Source organism: Nonomuraea africana (assembly GCF_014873535.1).
Classification (GTDB): Bacteria; Actinomycetota; Actinomycetes; order Streptosporangiales; family Streptosporangiaceae; genus Nonomuraea; species Nonomuraea africana.
On record NZ_JADBEF010000001.1, the window covers coordinates 21,841 to 41,524 of the forward strand.

A 19,684-nucleotide genomic window follows, 5' to 3' on the forward strand; every position below is an offset into this window, starting at 1 on the left:
GGTCCCCGGTAAGCTCCAGCCTGGACAAGGGGGACTTCGTGAAACACCGCATATCTGCCATGGCCGTCGCCGTAGCGGCGTGCATGACGATGACCGGATGCGTGGCGGCGAACGCGACGGCCGGGCCCGTGACGCCCGCCCCCAAGGCCAGCCCCACACCCACGCGGACCCCGACGTCGACCCCGCGGCCGACGGCCAGCCCCCCGCAGAGCGACGGCACCCTGCAGATCCTCACCTACAAGGGCTATGCCGAGTCGGGTGGCGGGGGTACGAACTGGGTGGCCGACTTCGAGAGCACGACGGGCTGCCGCATCGCCAGGCTCGACACCGTGCAGACCGCCCAGGACATGCAGGACCGGGTGGGGCAGCGCGCCTACGACGTGATCTCGGCCGGCCCCGAGGTCGCCGCGAACCTGATCGAGGCCCAGCAGGTGCAGCCCATCGACACCGCCAGGGTCACCGGCTACGACGAGCTGACCAAGCAGCTGCGCGACCAGAGCGAGGTCGGCGGCAAGGTGTACGGCGTGCCCTACCTCTGGGGCTCCTTCGAGATCATCTACGACGCCGCGAAGACCAGGCCGCGCGACGCCTCGGCGCTCTACGACAGCCAGACCGCCGCGCTGCCCGACAGCCCGCTGTCCATCGCGGACGCCGCGCTGGCCGGTGGCGCCGCCGACCCCTACGAGCTCACCGCAGGCCAGCTCGACCAGGCCATGACGCTGCTGGGCAAGAACAAGAACCGGCTGTACTGGAAGGACCCGATCACCCTGGTGCGCGCGTTCGCCACGGGCAAGGTCGACATCGCGCAGGCCACGCCGTACTTCAGGATGCTGCTGCAGAAGGCCGGAAAGGACGTCAGGGCGCTCGACACGACCGCCACCACGGGCTGGGTCGACTCCTGGATGCTGAACGCGAGCACCCCGAGCCTCGACTGCGCCTACCGCTGGCTCAGCTGGACGGCCATGGCCGAGACCCAGCGCGACGCCGCCGCGTGGGTGGGGCTCGCTCCCGCCACGTCCAAGGCCTGCAAGGGGCGGGCCGAAGGTCTGTGCGAGGCCTACGGCGTCGGTAAAGCGGCGAAGCTGGCAAAGGTCGCCTTTGCCGTACGCCCACCAGGGGATTGCACGCCCCCTGAGGGGGAATGCACTGACTATGTCGCCTGGACCAAGCGGTGGCAAGGACTTGTGAGCTGATCGGGGGCCTGCCGGCCACCGCTTGACCATGCCGCGGGTGCGCCCGTCCCCCCGCTGGGCGACCCCGCCAAGGGGCGTCCCGGGTGTTCCCCCCGACCCCGGGGCGCTCCTTCTTCATGTGTGGAATATCCTGTCAATGGTCACTGTTCATGACGATTGAAACTTCAACATGAGGAAAGGCGATCGCCATGCAGTTCGGTATCTTCACGGTCAGCGACGTCACGACCGACCCGACCACCGGCAGGACGCCGACCGAGGCCGAGCGCATCAAGGCGATGGTCACGATCGCGCTCAAGGCCGAAGAGGTCGGACTGGACGTGTTCGCGACCGGTGAGCACCACAACCCGCCGTTCGTCGCCTCCTCGCCGACGACGATGCTCGGCTACATCGCGGCCAGGACAGAGCGCCTGATCCTGTCGACCTCGACCACGCTGATCACCACGAACGACCCCGTGAAGATCGCGGAGGACTTCGCGATGCTGCAGCACCTGGCCGACGGCAGGGTGGACCTGATGATGGGCCGCGGCAACACCGGTCCGGTCTACCCCTGGTTCGGCAAGGACATCCGCGACGGCATCCCGCTCGCCATCGAGAACTACGCGCTGCTGCACCGCCTGTGGCGTGAGCCGGTGGTCGACTGGGAGGGCAAGTTCCGCACCCCGCTGCAGGGCTACACCTCGACGCCCGCGCCCCTCGACGGCGTGCCGCCGTTCGTCTGGCACGGCTCGATCCGCAGCCCCGAGATCGCCGAGCAGGCCGCCTACTACGGCGACGGGTTCTTCGCCAACAACATCTTCTGGCCGAAGGAGCACTACCAGCGGCTGATCAGCCTCTACCGGAGGCGGTACGCCCACTACGGTCACGGCCTTCCCGAGCAGGCCATCGTCGGCCTCGGCGGCCAGGTGTTCATGCGCAAGAACTCCCAGGACGCCATCCGCGAGTTCCGTCCCTACTTCGACAATGCCCCCGTCTACGGCCACGGGCCCTCGCTGGAGGAGTTCATGGCCGAGACCCCGCTCACGGTCGGCAGCCCCGACCAGGTCATCGAGCGGACACTCAAGTTCAGGGAGCACTTCGGCGACTACCAGCGCCAGCTGTTCCTCATGGACCACGCGGGACTGCCGCTGAAGACGGTCCTGGAGCAGCTCGACATCCTCGGCGAGGAGGTCGTGCCCGTGCTCCGCAAGGAGTTCGCGATCGGGCGGCGCGCCAACGTCCCCGACGCCCCCACCCACCAGTCGCTGCTCGCGCAGAAGGGTTGATCCATCATGAAGCTCGCCGTCGTCTCGGCCGGTCTCAGCCTGCCGTCCTCCACCCGTCTGCTGGCCGACCGGCTGACCTCCGCGCTGGTGGAGCGGGCGCCCGAGGTGGAGGTCGAGGTCATCGAACTGCGCGACCTGGCCGTCGACATCGCCAACAACCTGGTGACCGGGTTCCCCGCGACCAGGCTGCGCGCCGCGATCGACGCGGTGACCGAGGCCGACGGGCTGATCGCCGTCTCGCCGATCTTCACCGCGTCGTACAGCGGCCTGTTCAAGTCGTTCTTCGACGTGATCGACAACGACGCCCTGGTGGGCAAGCCGGTGCTGATCGCGGCGACCGGCGGGACGGCGCGGCACTCGCTGGCGCTGGAGCACGCGCTGCGGCCGATGTTCGCCTACCTGCGGGCCGTTGTGGCGCCGACCGCGGTGTACGCGGCCTCTGAGGACTGGGGCGCCGAGGGCCTGTCCGAGCGCATCGAGCGCGCGGCGGCCGAGCTGGCCGGGCTGATGGGCAAGGAGCAGCCGGTCAGGGCGCGGGAGGACGAGGTGGTCCCGTTCGAGCAGCAGCTCGCGGCGCTCCGGCCGTGAGCGCGGGAAAGGGCGGGGAGCGGCGACGCCGCTCCCCGCCCTTTCGCGATCAGAGCGACAGGCCAGTGAGGACCATGACCTTCTCGTAGGTGAGGTCCTCCATGGCCGAGTGGACGCCCTCGCGGCCGACGCCCGACTCCTTGACGCCGCCGTAGGGCATCTGGTCGGCCCGGTACGACGGCACGTCGCCGATGATCACACCGCCGACCTCCAGCTCGCGGTTGGCCTTGAACGCCATGTCGAGCGAGCGGGTGAACACGCCCGCCTGCAGGCCGTACTTGGAGGAGTTGGCCTCGGCGAACGCCTCGTCGACCGAGGCGACCGCCTTGACGATCATGACGGGGCCGAAGACCTCCTCGCAGGAGACCTTGGCGTCCTCGGGGACGTCCGTCAGCACCGTGGGCGCGATGGTGGCGCCGTCGCGGGTGCCGCCCGCCAGCACGCGGGCGCCGGCGGCGATCGCCTCGTCCACCCAGGCCGACACGCGCTCGGCGGCGGCCACCGAGACCAGCGGGCCCACCTGCGTCTTCTCGTCGAGCGGGTCGCCCGTGATCAGGCCGGCCACGGCCTCGACCAGCTTCTCCTCGAAGGCGGCCCGCACCGACTCCTCGACGATGACCCGCTGCACGGCGATGCAGCTCTGCCCCGCCTGGTAGTTGGAGAACAGCGCGACGCGGGAGGCCGCCCAGTCGAGGTCGGCGTCGGCCAGCACGACGGCCGCGGCGTTGCCGCCCAGCTCCAGCGTGACGTGCTTGCGCGGCACCTGGTCCATGATCGCGTAGCCGACCGGGCCCGAGCCGGTGAAGGAGACCACCGGCAGGCGCGGGTCCTGCACCAGAGCGGCGGCGCGCTCGTTCTCGACCGGCAGCACGGAGAACATCCCCGCGGGCAGGTCGGTCTCGGCCAGGATCTCGCCGAGCACCAGCGACGACAGCGGCGTGGCGGGCGCGGGCTTGACGATGACCGGCGCGCCGACCGCGATCGCGGGCGCGACCTTGTGGGCGACGAGGTTCAGCGGGAAGTTGAAGGGAGTGATCGCCAGCACCGGGCCCTTCGGCTGGCGGCTGACGTAGGCGAGACGGCCGGTCGCGGCGGGCTCGGTGTCGAGCCGCTGGACACCGCCCGACCAGCGCCTGGTCTCCTCGGCGGCGAAGCGGAAGGTGGAGATGGCGCGGTTGACCTCACCGCGCGCCCAGAAGATCGGCTTGCCGTTCTCGCCGGTGATCAGCTGCGCGATCTCCTCGTGCCGCTCGGCCAGGCGCTTGGCCACGTGGGCCAGCGCCTCGGCGCGCACGTGCACGGGCAGCGCGGCGGCCTCCTTCTGTACGGCGGCCGCCGCGGCGACAGCCTCCTCGACCTGCGCGTCGGTGGGCACCGAGTAGGTGCCGACCACGCGGCCGTCGTGAGAGTTGGTTACGGTGAGCTCGCGGTCGCCCGTGGCGGGCTGTCCTGCGAGCCAGAAGGTGCGCACGTCCATACTCCGACGCTATGCCAGATCCGTCGGCGGGTAAGTTCTCCACGTTGCACAACACCACAGGGGCCAGCAGGCCGTTCCGAACAAAGCCATCTGTAACAGATGTAGTGCTATTTCGGGATGTTTAGCTTGTCGAGTGGTTTGAGCGATCTCCGTACTGGCTAAGTCCTTCTGGTGCGGTTCCCCCGAGCATGAAAGGCCTGGCCCCATGACCACGTCTGCGCCGCTGGGGCTGCAAGGTGCCTATCTGCTGGGCGAGCGGACCTCCCACGACCAGCTTCGCAGCCGCACCCTCGAGGTGGCGGTCGACCTGCTGACTCGCGAAGGGCCCGACAGCCTGTCCATGCGCAGGATCGCCACCGAGGCGGGCTGCTCCACCACGGTCATCTACACGATGTTCGGCAGCAGGGAGGGCCTGGCCGAGGCGCTCTACCTGGAGGGCTTCGAGCGCTTCCGCCGCTTTCTCGAAACGGTGCCCGCCAGGAAGGACCCCTTCGAGCACCTCACCGCGCTCGGCCCCGCCTACCGCGAGGCGTGCCTGGCCGAGCCGGGCTTCTACACGCTGATGTTCGAGCAGGCCATCCCCGGTTTCGAGCCGAGCGAGCGGGCCAGGACCCTCGCCCGCGCCGCGCTCAACATCCTCGACAGGGTGATCTCCGACTGCATCTCGGCCGGCTATCTCATCCCCACGCAGCCGCGCAAGATCGCCGACGCGCTGTGGGCGGCGGCGCAGGGCGCGATCAGCCTCGAACGGGCGGGACACCTGCGCGACAGCCGTACCTACGAGGCGGTCACGACCGCGACGATCTGCTGCTACCTGGCGCGGAAGAGTTGAGCGCGATCCACAGCTCGGCGCGCACGCCGGGGTCGTCGAGGTCGCGGCCGAGCAGTTCTGAGACGCGCTTCATCCGGTAGCGCAGCGTGTGCCGGTGCACGCCGAGCCGCTGGGCGGCCGCGTCCCAGTGGCCGTTGGCCCCGAGGTAGGCGCGCAGCGACTCGATGAGGTCGGCCCGCGAGCCGTACTCGTTGAGCGGGGCGAGCAGCGCGGAGGCGAAGGCGTGCGCGGCCGCGGGATCCAGCAGGGCCAGCAGGCCCTGCCCCGCCAGGTCGGCGAACCTCACCGTGCCGCCGCCCGCCTTGCGCGCCGCCTCCAGGGCGCGGCCCGCCTGCTCGATGCCCTCGCCCAGCTCCCGGTACGGCATCGGCGAGCTCACCCCCACGGCGCCTTCGAGCTCCGCCGGCACCTGCTCGACCAGCGCGATCCCCTCGCTGACGAACGTGCGCGGCTCCAGCGGCTCCAGCGTCTCGCCGTCGGCCGCCAGCACGGTGACGGGCTCGGCGGGCAGCAGTCCGCCCAGCGGGGCGAGCGCCGCGTCCGCCCGCTCCACCTGTCCCGCCAGCAGCAGGGCCAGGACGGCCGCGCGCACCCCCCTCTCGGCCGCCAGTTGTGTCCTGCCCTGCTCCAGCGCGAGCGTGAGGAGCGAGCCCGCCGCGTTGATGACGGTGTGCGCGACGGGGGAGAAGGGATGCGGAGCGCCGACCGCGAAGAAGCCGCGGATGCGCCTGGAGGTGCCGCTGAGCGGCTGCACGATCACGTGCTCGCCCGGCGACGACAGTGCCACGCTGGACAGCGGCCGTTCGGCGGACTCGTGCCGGTGCGAGCCGCGGCGCAGCCGGTCGAGGGCGGGCAGCACGGTGTCGAGGCGGGCGTCGGGCGTGGCGTGCGCGACCTCGCCCGACTCGCCGATGAGCGCGGCCCAGCCACTCACCTCCTTGGCCAGCCTGTCGATCACCGCGTGCGTGCCCTCGGGCCGCAGCGCCGCCCGCGTGAGCCTGCCCTGCGCCGCGAACGCCCTGCTGATCTCCTCGTACTGCTCGGCCGCCAGCAGCTCGCTGACCGTCTTGCCGATCGCGATGAACGGGGTCTCGCGCGGCACCTCGAGCAGGGGCAGTCCCGCCGCCGCGGCCGCCGTCACCAGCTCGCCCGGCACGTCGTCGTGGGTCAGCCCGACGCCGAACCCGAGCCCCGCCACCCCGCGCTCCACCAGCCGGTCGACGTAGGCGGCGAAGCCCGAGGTCAGGCGCATGCCGGTGGTCAGCACCAGCTCGCCGCCCTCGAGGAACGGCGTGGGATCCTCGAGCTCGCTGACCGCGACCCAGCGAACCGGACGGTCGAGCGAACCGGCCAGCGGGCGCAGCCGCATGCGGCGCACCACGGTCTGCAGAGAAGGCGCCATCGAGTGTTTGTCCATTCCGGCAAAGCGAGCTAGGCCCATTGTGCCATCGCGACACATCGGACTTCGGCGCCGCCCGCCGTACCGTCACAGCATGAGCAACCATCAGGGAGGTCCGGCGCTTCCGCAGGAGCGCCGCCTCGTCACCGAGATCCCAGGACCGAAGTCGCGGGAGCTGCTCGCGCGCAAGCAGGCGGCCGTACCGCCCGGCATCGGCACCACGCTTCCTGTCTTCGTGACCAGGGCGGGCGGCGGCGTGGTCGTCGACATCGACGGCAACTCCCTGATCGACTTCGGGTCCGGCATCGCCGTCACCAGCGTGGGCAACGCCGCCCCCCGCGTGGTCGAGCGCGTCAGCAGGCAGGTGGCCGACTTCACGCACACCTGCTTCATGGTCACGCCGTACGAGTCGTACGTCGAGGTGTGCGAGAAGCTCAACGAGCTCACCCCCGGCGACCACGAGAAGCGCACGTTCCTGGTGAACAGCGGCGCCGAGGCCGTGGAGAACGCGGTCAAGGTCGCGCGCCTGGCCACCGGCAGGCAGGCCGTCGTCGTCTTCGACCACGGCTACCACGGGCGCACGCTGCTCACGATGACGCTCACCGCCAAGAACATGCCCTACAAGCAGGGCTTCGGTCCCTTCGCACCCGAGGTGTACCGGGTGCCGCTGGCCTACCCCTACCGCTGGCCGACCGGTCCCGAGAACTGCGCCGAGGAGGCCGCGGCCCAGGCCATCGACGCGATCAACAAGCAGATCGGCGCGGGCAACGTGGCCGCCGTCGTGATCGAGCCGATCGCCGGTGAGGGCGGCTTCATCGAGCCGGCGAAGGGCTTCCTGCCGCGCATCGCCGAGTTCTGCCGTGAGAACGGCATCGTCTTCATCGCCGACGAGGTGCAGACCGGCTTCGCCCGCACCGGGCAGCTGTTCGCCTGCGAGGACGAGGGCGTCGTGCCCGACATCATCACCACCGCCAAGGGCATCGCCGGCGGCCTGCCGCTCGCCGCCGTCACCGGTCGCGCCGACCTGCTCGACAAGGTGCACACGGGCGGCCTGGGCGGGACCTACGGCGGCAACCCGCTGGCCTGCGAGGCGGCGCTGGGCGTGCTGGAGACCATCGAGTCCGAGGACCTGGTGGGCAAGGCGCGCCGCATCGGCGAGATCATGCTGCCGAGGCTGCGGACGCTGCAGGAGCGCTTCGACGTCATCGGCGACGTCCGCGGTCGCGGCGCGATGATCGCCATCGAGCTGGTCAAGCCCGGCACCAAGGAGCCCAACCCCGAGGCCGTGGCGGAGATCGTCCGCAGGTGCCACGCCGAGGGCCTGCTCGTGCTGACCGCCGGCACCTACGGCAACGTGCTGCGCTTCCTGCCGCCGCTGGTGATCCCCGAGCACCTGCTCGAAGAGGGCCTGTCCATCCTCGAGAAGGCGCTGTCGGCGTAACCGCGTAAAAAACGGGCATCCGGCTTGCGGCTGGATGCCCGTTTTTGCGTACCACCATCGCCGAGTTTTCACCGTCGCTTGGCACCGCGCTCAACGATCACCCGGCTATAACGGTTCCGGTATGACCACGAGCGGTGACTGCGAGGAGCGTGATGGACTGGCACGGCACGGCGACGTTCGACCCGGAGGGGCTGAGCTGGGCGCAGCGCGACGGTGACGCCTGCGTGGTCTGCCACAAGCGGTGGCCGAGGCCCCGGGTGCACGTCGGCCGCCTGCCCGACAGCTCCCGCGTGCTGGCCTGCCTCGAATGCGCCGAGGCGCTGCTGCCCGCCGTCTCCGCCACCGTCGTCGGCTTTCCCGCGCGCTAGGCGGCCCACTCCGCCGTCTGCTCCCGCATCCCCCACGGCGAGCCGTACTCGGTGAGCAGGTCGAGGAACGGCACCGCGTCGAACGCCTCGGGGCCCAGCACGCCCTCGCCCCGCCACACTCCCCTGGCCACCAGCTCCAGCGCCACCACCGGGTGGATCGCGGTCTGCCAGACGACGGCCTGCGCGCCGTACTCCCTCATCGACCAGGCGTTGTCGACCACGTGGTACAGGTAGACCTCGCGCGGCCTGCCGTCCTTGCCGGTGCCCTTCACCCACGTGCCCGCGCAGGTCTTGCCGCGCATCCGGTCACCCAGCGTGGCGGGGTCGGGCAGCCTGGCGGCGACCACGTCACGCGGCGAGACCTCCTGCCTGCCCACCCGCACCTTCTCCGTGTCGTCGAGGCCGAGCTTGTGCAGGGTCTTCAGGACGCCGATGAACTCCTCGCCCAGGCCGTACTTGAACGTCACCCGCTTGGCGTCGATCCACCTCGGGACCAGCAGCACCTCCTCGTGCTCCACGTTCACGCACTCCACGGGGCCGATGCCCTCGGGGAAGTCGAACACCTCGGGCTCGCTGAACGGCTCGGTCGTGCGCCACCCGCCGTCCTCCCACACCACGGGCGGGTTGAGGCACTCCTCGATCGTGGTCCAGATGGAGAAGGTGGGCGCGAAGTCGTAGCCCTCGACGACGAGGTTCGAGCCGTCCCTGATGCCGACCTCCTCGATGGTCTCGAAGAGGTGGTCGGCGGCGTACCTGGCGAACACGTCGGCCAGCCCGGGCTCCACGCCCATGCCGACCAGCGCGAGCTTTCCGCTCGCGCGCCACTCGCCGTCCTTCGCGAACTGCTCGTCGCCGAGCTTTACGCCGGTCAGCTCGTACGGCGCCCGCGGGTGCGGCCTGGACAGTGACATCGCCATGTCGAGGTAGTGCGCGCCCGCCTCCAGCGCCGCGTCGAACAGGGGCATGGTGAAGCGCGGGTCGACGGCGTTGAACAGCACGTCGCAGCGGTGCTCGCGGAGCGCGGCCACGACGGCGGCCTGGTCGGCGGCGTCGAGCCGGATGGCGCTGAACCTGGGGTCGCCGACCTTCGCGACGGCCTCGGCCGCCCGGTCCTGTTTCGAGTCGGCCACCACGATGTGTTCGAAGAAATCTCGACGGGCGGCGATGGGCACCACGGCGGAGCCGACGCCGCCGGCTCCCACAAGAAGGATTCTCATGCCGTGACCCTACCCACTGACTGGTCATTCAGCCAACCGGACTGTCAACGGGCGATCCGGCTGGATAGGCTCCGGCCAGGAGGAGGAGGACGTGATGACGGAGCCGGTGGAGCTGGACTTCAGCATCCCGAGCGTGGCCCGGATGTACGACTACTACCTGGGCGGCAAGGATCACTTCGCGGCCGACAGGGCCGCCGCCGAGCAGGTGCTCCGGGCCTTCCCCGACACCAGGACGATGGCCAGGGAGAACAGGGCCTTCCTCGGCCGTGCCGTACGGCACATGCGGCGGGCCGGCGTCGAGCAGTTCCTCGACCTCGGCACGGGGCTGCCCGCCGCGGGCAACGTGCACGAGGTGGCGGGCGAGGGCAGCCGCGTCGTCTACGTCGACAACGACCCCGTCGTCGCCGTGCACGGCAGGGCGCTGCTGGAGAACACCGGCGCCATCCTGCTCCAGAAGGACGTCAGGAAGCCCGATTCGGTCCTCGCCGAGGCCGCGGACCTGCTCGACTTCGGCACGCCCGTCGGCGTGCTGTTCGTCGCCATCCTGCACTTCATCGGCGACGAGGACGGCGCGCACGGCATCGTGGCCCGCTTCCGCGACAGGATGGCCCCCGGCAGCTACCTGGCGATCACCCACGGCACGTGGGAGGAGGCCAGGGAGGACGACGGGGTCGACGTCTACAAGCGGACCAACGCCCCGATCTCGGTCAGGACCCGGGCGGAGATCCTGCGCTTCTTCGACGGCTTCGAGCTGGTGGAGCCGGGCCTGGTCGACGTGGCGCACTGGCGGCCCGAGCGGCCCGCCGCCACCGACCGGCGGCTGTGGCTGACGGCGGGCGTGGGCCGCAGGCTATAGACGCTTCTCGAAACAAACGCTCTCCGCGCACCCGGCGTAGGCGCCGAAGCGCGGGATCGGGGTGTAGCCGGCGGAGGTGTAGAGGCCGATCGCCTCCTGGAACAGGCGACCGGTCTCCAGCCTGAGTGTGTGCATGCCGCGATCGGCCGCGAGCTTCTCGACCTCCGCCAGCAGTGTCCTGGACAGGCCGCGCCCGCGGAAGGCGGGCCTGACGTACATCCGCTTGACCTCGCCCACGCCGGGCTCCAGCGGTTGCAGCCCCGCGCAGCCCGCCGCTCGCTCGCCCGACCACATCAGCACGAAGGAGATGCGGGGGTCGAGGTGCTTGGGCGTGTCGTCGACGACGTCGCGCTGCCGCCAGGCGAGCTCGGCCTGCTGCTCGGCGCACAGCTCCATGACCTGCGACGACTCGGACGTTTCTGACGTTATCCGCATGGCCGGGAGGATAACGAGGCCCGTGTTTCAACCGTGTGACGCGGCGGTCAGGCCCGCTCCGCGGTGGCGAACAGCGCCTTGGCCGAGTCGCCGAAGTAGGGGCCGTACATGGTGCCGTGGTCGTTGCTGTACTTGAAGCTGCTGACCGAGGTGACCTTGCCCCGCCCCGTGGTGACGTCGAAGGAGGTCAGCCACGGGCCGCCGCTGGAGCCCGCGGTCATGTCGCAGCGCAGGCCCTGATCGCGCGTCTGGCCGTGGGGGTCGTCGGTGACCCGCCCTGAGCAGTAGATGAGCTCCTCGCCGTCGAACGGCGGGTCGGCGGGGAAGCCGAAGCCGTAGACCTGGCCGCCGCGCGAGGGGTTGAAGGCGATCTCCTGCGTGCCGACCGCGTCGGCGACGTGCCGGCCGCCGGAGGTGTTGAGCGCCACCATGCCGACGTCGTAGCTGTCGTCGCCCGAGCGCGACCACGGGCCCGCGACGAACATCCTGCGCGCGGTGTAGGAGCCGTAGGGCTTGCCGCCTCCCGGCTCGTAGCCCGGCACGAAGGTCCAGTTGCCCGCCCACGAGCCCTTGCCGTCCTTGACGCAGTGGCCGGCGGTGACGACGACGTCCTTGTTGGCGCTCCTGACGGTGCTGGCCGAGCAGACGAAGTCGACGCCGTCCATGGTGAGGAAGACCCGCCCCGTCGTGCGGGTGACCAGACCGCCGGTGCCCCAGCGAGAGCCGCTGGTCGTGGCGGTCGGCCTGGCCGACAGCCGGCGCGGCGTGACGATCTTGCCGGCGGCCCCCGACAGCTCGGGAGCGGTGGCGACGCCCGCCTTGTTGGACAGGCCGCTCAGCAGGCCGCCGTCGCGGGGGAGCGCCGTCCTGGCCACGGTGCCGAGGAGGTCGATCGGCAGGGCCTTCGACATCCTGGCGGGGGTCCAGTAGTCGAGCACGCGGCGCTGCTCGTGCGAACTGCGAGCTGCCACGTGCTCGACGACGTCGGCCTGCGGAGCAGGAGCAGGCGAGACCGGCTTCGGTGCGTGGACGGGCGTGGCGCCGATCAATGCCGCGCCCATCATGCCTGCGACGAGTGGAGCGGACGCAAGCAGGGGGAGGCTCGAGGTCATGAGCCCCGAGTCTGCACTACTAGATGTGTTCTTGTGACTACTTTCGGTAAATCAGCTCAGAGTGCGTTCGTGTTCTGGGCGGCGTTGTAGACAGCCTGGGCCTCGGCACCAAAATACGGGCCGAACATCCAGTTGGGCGCGAAGTTGTACTTGAAACTGTTCACCGAGTTCTGCGTGCCGAGACCGGTCTTCTCGTCGAAGCTCACGAACCACGGTCCGCCGCTGGAGCCGCCGGTCATGTTGCAGGTGAGCCCGTGGTCCTTCGACATCAGGAAGTCGTCGAAGGCCCTGCCGCTGCAGTAGATCAGCTTCGACCCGTCGTACGGCGCGGCGGCCGGGTATCCGAACGAGTGCATCTGCTGGCGCCTGCCCTGGTTGAAGGCCACGCCCTGGCCGCCCACCACGTCCGTCAGCGACTTGCCCTGCAGCGGCGCGACCACCACGGCCGCGACGTCGTGGTTGATGTCCTCGCGCGCGTCCCACTGGGGCGTGGTCAGCAGCTTGCTGGCCACCCAGGTGCCGTGCGGCCGCGCGCCCTTGTCGTAGCCGGGGACGAAGACCCAGTTGGTGTGGAAGGCGCCGCCCATCTTGACGCAGTGTCCCGCGGTCATGACGACGCTCTTGTTCGCGCTGGTCACCGCGTTGCCGGAGCAGGAGGCGTTGCGGCCCTGGTAGGTGAAGAAGACCCGGCCCGCGGTCTTGGTGATCGCGCCGCCGCCCGTCCACGCCGTGCCCGAGCTGGCCTTGGCCGCCTGCGGCCCGCCCGGCGCCGAGTTGGTCGGCGGGACCTCCCACGGGACGCCGGTGGTGGGCTCGCCGGGGGCGCCGTACTTCCCGCCGGACTTGGGCGCGGGGGGAGTGAGGGGCTGGGCCTCCTCCATCTTCTCCGGGGTCCAGTACTGCGTGACCGCCTTCTGCTCGGTCTTGGTGTCGGCGGCCTGCTCGGCGACCGGCTTGGGTCCCGCTCCCGCCTGGGCCGCCGACACGGGGAGCGCGGCGGCGCCGGTGGCGAGGGTGAGGATGGAAAGCAGAGCGAGTCTGCGGTGCATGCGTACCTCCATTGACCGGAACTGAGGTTGGAAGTTAGCGGCACCAATATCCAGATTTCTCTGGAATTGCGTAGAACGATATAGCGTTATTCGGACATTTATTTACATGAATTCACTTGATTAACAGGCGTTGCGGCGGATGCGGAACAATGGAGCCGTGGACTCAGACCTCTCGCGCTCCGTGACCGTGCTCGGATCGACCGGCTCCATCGGCACCCAGGCCCTCGACCTCATCGCCCGCAACCCCGAGCGGTTCGCCGTCACCGCGCTCGCCGCGGGGGGAGGCAGGCTCGACCTGCTCGTCAGGCAGGCCACCGAGACGGGCGCGAAGGTCGTCGCGGTGGCCGACGCGGCGGCGGTGCCCGCGCTGAAGGAGGCGCTGCCCGGGGTCACCGTGCTGGGCGGTCCCGAAGGAGTCGCCGAGGCGGCGGCCATGGAGACCGACATCGTGCTCAACGGCATCACCGGCGCGCTCGGCCTCACCTCCACGCTGGCCGCGCTGGAGGCGGGTCACCCGCTCGCGCTGGCCAACAAGGAGTCGCTGATCATCGGCGGACCGCTGGTGAAGCGGCTGGCCAAGCCGGGGCAGATCCTGCCCGTCGACTCCGAGCACTCCGCGCTGCAGCAGTCGCTGTGGGCGGCGGGCCCGGCGGGTCACGACCCCGAGGCGGTCCGCAGGCTCGTCGTCACCGCCAGCGGCGGGCCGTTCCGCGGGCGCAGGCGCGCGGAGCTGGCCGACGTGACCCCCGAGATGGCGATGGCCCACCCCACCTGGTCGATGGGGCCGGTCATCACGATCAACTCGGCGACGCTGGTCAACAAGGGGCTGGAGGTGATCGAGGCGCACCTGCTCTTCGACATCGGCTTCGACAGGATCGAGGTCGTGGTGCACCCGCAGTCGATCATCCACTCGATGGTGGAGTTCGTCGACGGCTCCACGATCGCCCAGGCCAGCCCGCCCGACATGCGCCTGCCGATCGCGCTCGCGCTCGGCCATCCCCGACGGGTCCCCGGCGCCGCCCACGCCGTCGACTGGACCAGGGCGCACACCTGGACCTTCGAGCCCCTCGACGACGAGGCCTTCCCCTCCGTCGCGCTCGCCAGGCACGTCGGCGAGGAGGGCGGCACCGCGCCCGCGGTCTACAACGCGGCCAACGAGGTCTGCGTCGAGGCTTTCCAGCAGGGCAGACTCCCCTTTCTCGGGATCGTCGACACTGTCGCCAAGGTCGTCGAACGCCACCAGACAACTCCGGCCGAATCGGTGGAAGAAGTCCTCGCGGCCGACGCCTGGGCCCGGGAAGCGGCAAAGCGGATGTTCTAAAGGGCGTAACCGGACGGTCCCTATCGCTGCCTAGACTGGGGGACGTGACTTCCGTAGCACTGGGCATCCCGTCGGTCCGTCCCAAGCCGCTGGCCGAGCGGCGCCACTCCCGTCAGATCATGGTCGGCACCGTGCCGGTGGGAGGCGACGCTCCGGTCTCGGTCCAGTCGATGACCACCACGGTCACCGCCGACATCAACGCGACGCTGCAGCAGATCGCCGAGCTCACCGCCTCGGGCTGCCAGATCGTGCGCGTCGCCGTCCCCTCGCAGGACGACGCCGACGCGCTGCCGATCATCGCCAAGAAGTCCCAGATCCCCGTCATCGCGGACATTCACTTCCAGCCCAAGTATGTCTTCGCCGCCATCGACGCCGGCTGCGCGGCGGTCCGCGTCAACCCCGGCAACATCAAGAAGTTCGACGACAAGGTCGGCGAGATCGCGAGGGCCGCCGCCGACGCGGGCGTGCCGATCCGCATCGGCGTCAACGCCGGCTCGCTCGACCCCAGGCTGCTGCAGAAGTACGGCAAGGCCACGCCCGAGGCCCTGGTGGAGTCCGCGCTGTGGGAGTGCTCGCTGTTCGAGGAGCACGGCTTCGGCGACATCAAGATCTCGGTCAAGCACAACGACCCGGTCGTCATGATCAACGCCTACCGGCAGCTGGCCCAGCAGTGCGACTACCCGCTGCACCTCGGCGTCACCGAGGCGGGCCCCGCCTTCCAGGGCACGATCAAGTCGGCCGTCGCCTTCGGCGCGCTGCTGGCCGAGGGCATCGGCGACACCATCCGCGTCTCGCTGTCGGCCCCTCCTGTCGAGGAGGTCAAGGTCGGCGCGCAGATCCTCGAGTCGCTCGGGCTGCGCGAGCGGGGTCTCGAGATCGTCTCCTGCCCCTCGTGCGGGCGCGCCCAGGTCGACGTCTACACCCTTGCCGAGCAGGTCCAGGCCGGCCTGGAGGGCATGAAGGTGCCGCTGCGCGTCGCGGTCATGGGGTGCGTCGTCAACGGCCCCGGCGAGGCGCGCGAGGCCGACCTCGGCGTCGCCTCGGGCAACGGCAAGGGGCAGATCTTCGTGAAGGGCGAGGTCATCAAGACCGTCCCCGAGTCGCAGATCGTCGAGACGCTGATCGAGGAGGCGATGCGCATCGCCGAGGAGATGGGCGTCGAGATCGACCTCGAGGACGACACCGCCGGCCCGCAGGTGGTCGTCGGCTGAGGGACCGTTCGTCCGCAGCCACCCGGCGCTGACGGCTCCCGGCGGTCAGCTCAGACCGCCAGGGGCTTCCCCGGCTTGCTGCCGCCCGCGGGGGCTCGATGAGCGCCGCCTTGTGATGCTCGCGGGCGTCGCCTGGGGCTTCCTGACGCCTGCGGGGCTCGACCCGGCCGCCCTGCTTGCTGATGCATGCGGGGTCTCGATTAGGGGCGCTGTCTCGTGATGCACGCGGGCGCACTTGGAGGTACCGCTTCCTCGATACGCGGGAGGAGGCGCCGCCCTGGTCGCCCCGTCCTGCTGTCGCTGATCTTCGCGCTTCGCCCCCGGTTCCTACTGGGGCCCGGGTCAGCGTCATGGCGCGAGGGAGTCGTCGCAAGGCTACGCAAAGCAATGAGATCATTACACATTGGCAACCAATCTCCCATGCGCACAGTAGTCAGTTGACTGCGCAGGGGAGTATCTCCCTGTCCTATGAGCAGAGGAGAGCAGCACGGTGAAGCGGGTTGTCGGGATTGGTGCCGGATTGGCGCTGCTGGTCGCGAGTGTCGGCGGGGCGGCGAGCGCCGAGGCGAAGGTGGACAGCGGGGTGACCTGGGGATCGTGTGTGGAGCAGCCATCGATCGCCGCCCGCGTGCTGGGCAGTATCGGGTTCATCGCGCCACCGGAGGTGGAGCCCGAGCAGCCGGGAGTGGAGTGCGCCACCTTGCGGGTGCCGCTCGACTACCGTGATCCGTACGGCCAGAAGATCAAGCTGGCGCTCAACAGGGTGAAGGGATCGGTCTCCCGCGACGCCAACCACTTGGGCACGCTGCTGGTCAACCCCGGCGGCCCCGGCGCGTCGGGGTTGGCTCTGGCCAAGCACGTCGCGGCGGCGCTGCCGCCGAACCTGGCGGGCCGCTTCGACGTGGTGGGCTTCGACCCCCGCGGCGTCGGCAAGAGCGAGCCCGCCCTGCGCTGCGTCGATCCGGTCAAGTACTTCGCCCCGCCCCGGCCCGACCAGGTGCCGCGGAGCTCGGCGGCCGAGCAGGTGCTGCTCGGCAGGGCCGAGGAGTACGCCGCCCGCTGCGGCAACCTGTGGTCGTGGATGCTGCCGCATCTCACCACCGAGAACTCCGCCCGCGACATGGACGCCATCCGAGCCGGCCTCGGGGAGGAGCGCATCAGCTACTTCGGCTACTCCTACGGCACCTACCTCGGCGCCGTCTACGCATCGCTCTTCCCCCACAGGCTCAAGCGCCTGGTACTCGACAGCGCCGTCGACCCGAAGGGCGTCTGGTACAAGGCCAACCTCGCCCAGAACCTCGCCTTCGAGCGGCGCCACCGTGACTTCCTCGCCTGGGCGGCCAAGCACAACGCGGTCTACCAGCTGGGCCGTACGGCGGGGGAGACCTCCTTCGCCTACTACTCCATGCGCCAGCGGCTGGCCACCAGGCCCGCGGGCGGCGTGGTGGGGCCGAGCGAGCTCGACGACCTGTTCACCCTCGCCGGCTACGCCAATGTGCTCTGGCCGAGGCTGGCGGGCGCGTGGTCGAGCTACGTGCGCCAGGGGCAGGTGCAGGGCCTCGTCGACGCGTGGCGGCAGTACGCGCAGAACACCGCGGAGGACGAGAACGGCTACGCCGTCTACCTGGGCGTGCAGTGCGCCGACGCCAAGTGGCCGCGCTCGTGGGCGACGTGGCGGACGGACATGGCCAGGATGCACCGGGTCGCGCCCTTCCTGACGTGGCCCAACGCCTGGTACAACGCGCCGTGCGCGTTCTGGGCCACACCCGGTGGCGAGCCCGTGCCGATCAAGGCGGACCGCGCGCTGCCACCGATCCTGATCATTCAGACGCGGCGCGACGCCGCCACGCCGTACGAGGGAGCGGTGAACATGCGCAGGCACTTCCCGAGCGCCCGCATGCTCGTGGTGTCGGGCGGCGGCCACGGGGTGGCGCTGGCCGGCAACAAGTGCGTGGACCAGCAGCTGTTCCGCTACCTCGAGGACGGCACGCTGCCGCGCCGGGGGACGGGCTGCGCGGGCCTGCCGGAGCCGACGCCCGCGGCGCGGATGGCGGCGGGAAGCGCGCTGGACCACCTGCGCCTGACGCAGGTGCTCGGCCGTCGATAGGCGAGCATGGTCCCTGTCAAAACGGGGCAGGTCGCGTAGGCTTGCCGGTGTGATGCTGCGTACATCGGCGTCGCGTGTGCTCGACGACAGCGACAGGGACGAAGTGCTCGCACTTCTCGACACCAACCCTGTCGCCAATGTCTTCGTCGCCTCACGGGTTCGGAGCGTCGGGTTGCACCCGACGCGCCTGGGCGGGCAGATGTGGGGGTTCGGGCCGCGCGGCGCGCTCACCTCGCTCTGCTACGCCGGAGCCAACCTGGTGCCGGTCAACGCCGGAGCCGAGGCCGTCCACGCCTTCGCCGACCGCGCGCGCAAGCAGGGCCGTCGATGCTCGTCCATCGTCGGCCCGGCGCCCGCCGTCGAGCTGCTCTGGGAGCGGCTGGAGCCGTACTGGGGGCAGGCCAGGGCGATCCGCTGGTCGCAGCCGGTCATGGCGACCACCCAGAAGTCACCGGTTCCCGCCGACCCCCTCGTCCGCCGGGTGCGTCCGGAGGAGTTCGACATCCTGCTGCCCGCCTGCGTGGCGATGTTCACCGAGGAGGTGGGCATCTCACCCAACGGCGGCGACGGCGGCGCGCTCTACCGCACGCGGGTGGCCGAGCTGATCCGCATCGGCCGTTCCTACGCGCGCATCGACGACGGCAGGGTGGTGTTCAAGGCCGAGATCGGCGCGGTCACCCCGCAGGCCTGCCAGATCCAGGGCGTCTGGGTCGACCCGGCGCTGCGTGGCCACGGTCACGCGGTTGCGGGCATGGCGGCCGTGGTGGAGGCGGGGCTCTCGTGCTTCGCGCCGGTCGTCTCGCTGTACGTCAACGACTTCAACCACCCGGCCAGGGCCGTCTACCGGAAGGTCGGCTTCCGCGAGGTCGACACGTTTATGTCTGTCCTGTTCTAGGCTCTTTCGCATGATCCTCGTCACTGGAGCCACAGGAAACGCGGGAAGCTCCGTCGTGAGCGCACTCGCCGAGCAGGGCGCCCCGGTGCGCGCCCTGGTCAGGCGGGAGGCCGACCTGCCCGCCGAGCTCGCGACCGGCGACCTCAACGACCCCGCGTCGGTGGCGGCGGCGCTCGACGGGGTGCGAGGGGTCTTCCTGCTCAGCGGCTACGACAACATGGCCGCGACGCTGGCGGAGATCAGCAAGGCGGGCGTGGAGCGCGTCGTGCTGCTGTCGGCCAGCGCGGCCGAGACGGGCAACCCCGGCAACGCCGTCTCCCGCTACCACATCGAGTCGGAGGCGCTGGTCCGCGAGTCGGGGGTGCCGTGGACGATCCTGCGGCCCCGCACCTTCTTCACCAACGCCTTCCGCTGGCTGGACCAGCTCAAGGCGGGCGACGTGGTCAAGGACGCCTTCCCCGGCGTCCGGGTGGCCGCCATCGACCCGCTCGACATCGGCGCCGTCGCGGCCACGGCCTTCCTGGAGGACGGCCACGAGGGGCAGGTCTACCCGCTCACCGGGCCCGAGTCGCTGCTGCCCGCCGACCGGATCCGCGTGCTCGGCGAGGTGCTGGGCCGCGACCTGACCTTCGTCGGGCTCTCCGACGAGGAGGCCAGGGCCGAGATGAGCGCCGCGATGCCGCAGATGTACGTCGACGCCTTCTTCGACTTCTTCGCCGCGGGCAACCTCGATGAGTCGCAGGTGCTGCCCACCGTCGAGCAGGTGACCGGGCGCCCGCCCCGCCGCTTCGCCGAGTGGGCCGCGGCGAACGCCGCCGCCTTCCCCCAGCCGGCGTAAGCGACCTGAGGGTTTGATCGGCCGCGTTCCGCAGGTGGATCGGTTCCCTCTTGGGGTGAACCGATCTTCGTCCTGGATCGTCA

The 19,684-nt window shown here is 70.5% G+C and carries 18 protein-coding genes; 12 read left to right on the forward strand and 6 right to left on the reverse strand.

The annotated features are described in order from the left end of the window. Positions 1-59 precede the first annotated feature (59 nt). The 3 genes from H4W81_RS00085 to H4W81_RS00095 all read left to right on the forward strand — a co-directional run bounded on the left by H4W81_RS00085 (position 60) and on the right by H4W81_RS00095 (position 3,043). A complete protein-coding gene (locus H4W81_RS00085; RefSeq protein WP_192772898.1) occupies positions 60-1,193 on the forward strand; it encodes an extracellular solute-binding protein in 1,134 nt (377 codons plus the stop codon). Between the two features lie 188 nt (positions 1,194-1,381). After that, positions 1,382-2,455: an LLM class flavin-dependent oxidoreductase gene (locus tag H4W81_RS00090; RefSeq protein WP_192772899.1), complete on the forward strand. Its 1,074-nt coding sequence runs from the start codon at positions 1,382-1,384 to the stop codon at positions 2,453-2,455. A gap of 6 nt (positions 2,456-2,461) precedes the next feature. Continuing rightward, entirely contained in the window at positions 2,462-3,043 is a 582-nt protein-coding gene (locus tag H4W81_RS00095; RefSeq protein ID WP_192772900.1) for an FMN reductase, read from the forward strand. Between the two features lie 49 nt (positions 3,044-3,092). Here H4W81_RS00095 and H4W81_RS00100 read toward each other — a convergent pair whose 3' ends face one another. Next, positions 3,093-4,520 (reverse strand): aldehyde dehydrogenase family protein, encoded by a 1,428-nt coding sequence (locus tag H4W81_RS00100; protein ID WP_192772901.1) that lies wholly within the window; start codon positions 4,518-4,520, stop codon positions 3,093-3,095. 205 nt (positions 4,521-4,725) lie between these two features. Between H4W81_RS00100 and H4W81_RS00105 the strand changes: the two genes are divergently transcribed. Continuing rightward, entirely contained in the window at positions 4,726-5,352 is a 627-nt protein-coding gene (locus H4W81_RS00105) for a TetR/AcrR family transcriptional regulator (protein ID WP_192772902.1), read from the forward strand. On the opposite strand, the gene H4W81_RS00110 is transcribed toward H4W81_RS00105, so the two are convergent. Further along, a complete protein-coding gene (locus tag H4W81_RS00110) occupies positions 5,309-6,754 on the reverse strand; it encodes a PucR family transcriptional regulator (protein WP_192772903.1) in 1,446 nt (481 codons plus the stop codon). The two genes, H4W81_RS00105 and H4W81_RS00110, sit on opposite strands and share 44 nt — an antisense overlap. A gap of 91 nt (positions 6,755-6,845) precedes the next feature. Between H4W81_RS00110 and gabT the strand changes: the two genes are divergently transcribed. Further along, positions 6,846-8,192 (forward strand): 4-aminobutyrate--2-oxoglutarate transaminase, encoded by a 1,347-nt coding sequence (gene gabT / locus H4W81_RS00115; protein WP_192772904.1) that lies wholly within the window; start codon positions 6,846-6,848, stop codon positions 8,190-8,192. 152 nt (positions 8,193-8,344) lie between these two features. After that, positions 8,345-8,560: a hypothetical protein gene (locus tag H4W81_RS00120; RefSeq protein ID WP_192772905.1), complete on the forward strand. Its 216-nt coding sequence runs from the start codon at positions 8,345-8,347 to the stop codon at positions 8,558-8,560. On the opposite strand, the gene H4W81_RS00125 is transcribed toward H4W81_RS00120, so the two are convergent. Then, positions 8,557-9,777: a saccharopine dehydrogenase family protein gene (locus H4W81_RS00125; RefSeq protein ID WP_192772906.1), complete on the reverse strand. Its 1,221-nt coding sequence runs from the start codon at positions 9,775-9,777 to the stop codon at positions 8,557-8,559. The two genes, H4W81_RS00120 and H4W81_RS00125, sit on opposite strands and share 4 nt — an antisense overlap. 94 nt (positions 9,778-9,871) lie before the next feature. Between H4W81_RS00125 and H4W81_RS00130 the strand changes: the two genes are divergently transcribed. Continuing rightward, on the forward strand, positions 9,872-10,633 hold the full coding sequence (locus tag H4W81_RS00130) for an SAM-dependent methyltransferase (protein WP_192772907.1): 762 nt from the start codon (positions 9,872-9,874) through the stop codon (positions 10,631-10,633). Here H4W81_RS00130 and H4W81_RS00135 read toward each other — a convergent pair. From H4W81_RS00135 to H4W81_RS00145, 3 genes are read right to left on the reverse strand one after another with little or no spacing between them, the layout of a single operon-like run. After that, positions 10,628-11,068 (reverse strand): GNAT family N-acetyltransferase, encoded by a 441-nt coding sequence (locus H4W81_RS00135; protein ID WP_225958360.1) that lies wholly within the window; start codon positions 11,066-11,068, stop codon positions 10,628-10,630. The genes H4W81_RS00130 and H4W81_RS00135 overlap by 6 nt on opposite strands. A 47-nt stretch (positions 11,069-11,115) precedes the next feature. Continuing rightward, on the reverse strand, positions 11,116-12,180 hold the full coding sequence (locus tag H4W81_RS00140; RefSeq protein WP_192772908.1) for a trypsin-like serine peptidase: 1,065 nt from the start codon (positions 12,178-12,180) through the stop codon (positions 11,116-11,118). Between the two features lie 56 nt (positions 12,181-12,236). Beyond that, positions 12,237-13,229 carry a trypsin-like serine peptidase gene (locus H4W81_RS00145; protein ID WP_192772909.1) on the reverse strand — a complete coding sequence of 331 codons (993 nt, stop codon included), beginning with the start codon at positions 13,227-13,229 and terminating at the stop codon, positions 12,237-12,239. A gap of 139 nt (positions 13,230-13,368) precedes the next feature. On the opposite strand from H4W81_RS00145, the gene dxr reads away from it, so the two are divergent. The 5 genes from dxr to H4W81_RS00170 all read left to right on the forward strand — a co-directional run bounded on the left by dxr (position 13,369) and on the right by H4W81_RS00170 (position 19,601). Next, entirely contained in the window at positions 13,369-14,550 is a 1,182-nt protein-coding gene (gene dxr / locus H4W81_RS00150; protein WP_192772910.1) for a 1-deoxy-D-xylulose-5-phosphate reductoisomerase, read from the forward strand. Between the two features lie 44 nt (positions 14,551-14,594). Then, positions 14,595-15,761, forward strand: a complete 1,167-nt coding sequence (gene ispG, locus H4W81_RS00155) for a flavodoxin-dependent (E)-4-hydroxy-3-methylbut-2-enyl-diphosphate synthase (protein WP_192772911.1) — start codon at positions 14,595-14,597, stop codon at positions 15,759-15,761. 490 nt (positions 15,762-16,251) lie between these two features. After that, positions 16,252-17,868 carry an alpha/beta hydrolase gene (locus tag H4W81_RS00160; RefSeq protein ID WP_192772912.1) on the forward strand — a complete coding sequence of 539 codons (1,617 nt, stop codon included), beginning with the start codon at positions 16,252-16,254 and terminating at the stop codon, positions 17,866-17,868. Positions 17,869-17,920: 52 nt separating this feature from the next. Further along, positions 17,921-18,763 carry a GNAT family N-acetyltransferase gene (locus H4W81_RS00165; protein WP_192780511.1) on the forward strand — a complete coding sequence of 281 codons (843 nt, stop codon included), beginning with the start codon at positions 17,921-17,923 and terminating at the stop codon, positions 18,761-18,763. A 10-nt stretch (positions 18,764-18,773) separates the two neighbouring features. After that, on the forward strand, positions 18,774-19,601 hold the full coding sequence (locus H4W81_RS00170; protein ID WP_192772913.1) for an NAD(P)H-binding protein: 828 nt from the start codon (positions 18,774-18,776) through the stop codon (positions 19,599-19,601). Positions 19,602-19,684 lie beyond the last annotated feature (83 nt).

Coding starts and splice junctions, on each gene's coding strand:
- H4W81_RS00120 (WP_192772905.1), top strand. CDS start 8,345: ATGGACTGGCACGGCACGGCGACGTTCGACCCGGAGGGGCTGAGCTGG.
- H4W81_RS00170 (WP_192772913.1), top strand. CDS start 18,774: ATGATCCTCGTCACTGGAGCCACAGGAAACGCGGGAAGCTCCGTCGTG.
- H4W81_RS00085 (WP_192772898.1), top strand. CDS start 60: ATGGCCGTCGCCGTAGCGGCGTGCATGACGATGACCGGATGCGTGGCG.
- H4W81_RS00140 (WP_192772908.1), bottom strand. CDS start 12,180: ATGACCTCGAGCCTCCCCCTGCTTGCGTCCGCTCCACTCGTCGCAGGC.
- H4W81_RS00130 (WP_192772907.1), top strand. CDS start 9,872: ATGACGGAGCCGGTGGAGCTGGACTTCAGCATCCCGAGCGTGGCCCGG.
- H4W81_RS00095 (WP_192772900.1), top strand. CDS start 2,462: ATGAAGCTCGCCGTCGTCTCGGCCGGTCTCAGCCTGCCGTCCTCCACC.
- gabT (WP_192772904.1), top strand. CDS start 6,846: ATGAGCAACCATCAGGGAGGTCCGGCGCTTCCGCAGGAGCGCCGCCTC.
- H4W81_RS00110 (WP_192772903.1), bottom strand. CDS start 6,754: ATGGCGCCTTCTCTGCAGACCGTGGTGCGCCGCATGCGGCTGCGCCCG.
- H4W81_RS00105 (WP_192772902.1), top strand. CDS start 4,726: ATGACCACGTCTGCGCCGCTGGGGCTGCAAGGTGCCTATCTGCTGGGC.
- dxr (WP_192772910.1), top strand. CDS start 13,369: ATGCGGAACAATGGAGCCGTGGACTCAGACCTCTCGCGCTCCGTGACC.
- H4W81_RS00145 (WP_192772909.1), bottom strand. CDS start 13,229: ATGCACCGCAGACTCGCTCTGCTTTCCATCCTCACCCTCGCCACCGGC.
- H4W81_RS00100 (WP_192772901.1), bottom strand. CDS start 4,520: ATGGACGTGCGCACCTTCTGGCTCGCAGGACAGCCCGCCACGGGCGAC.
- H4W81_RS00125 (WP_192772906.1), bottom strand. CDS start 9,777: ATGAGAATCCTTCTTGTGGGAGCCGGCGGCGTCGGCTCCGCCGTGGTG.
- H4W81_RS00090 (WP_192772899.1), top strand. CDS start 1,382: ATGCAGTTCGGTATCTTCACGGTCAGCGACGTCACGACCGACCCGACC.
- H4W81_RS00135 (WP_225958360.1), bottom strand. CDS start 11,068: ATGCGGATAACGTCAGAAACGTCCGAGTCGTCGCAGGTCATGGAGCTG.
- H4W81_RS00165 (WP_192780511.1), top strand. CDS start 17,921: ATGCTGCGTACATCGGCGTCGCGTGTGCTCGACGACAGCGACAGGGAC.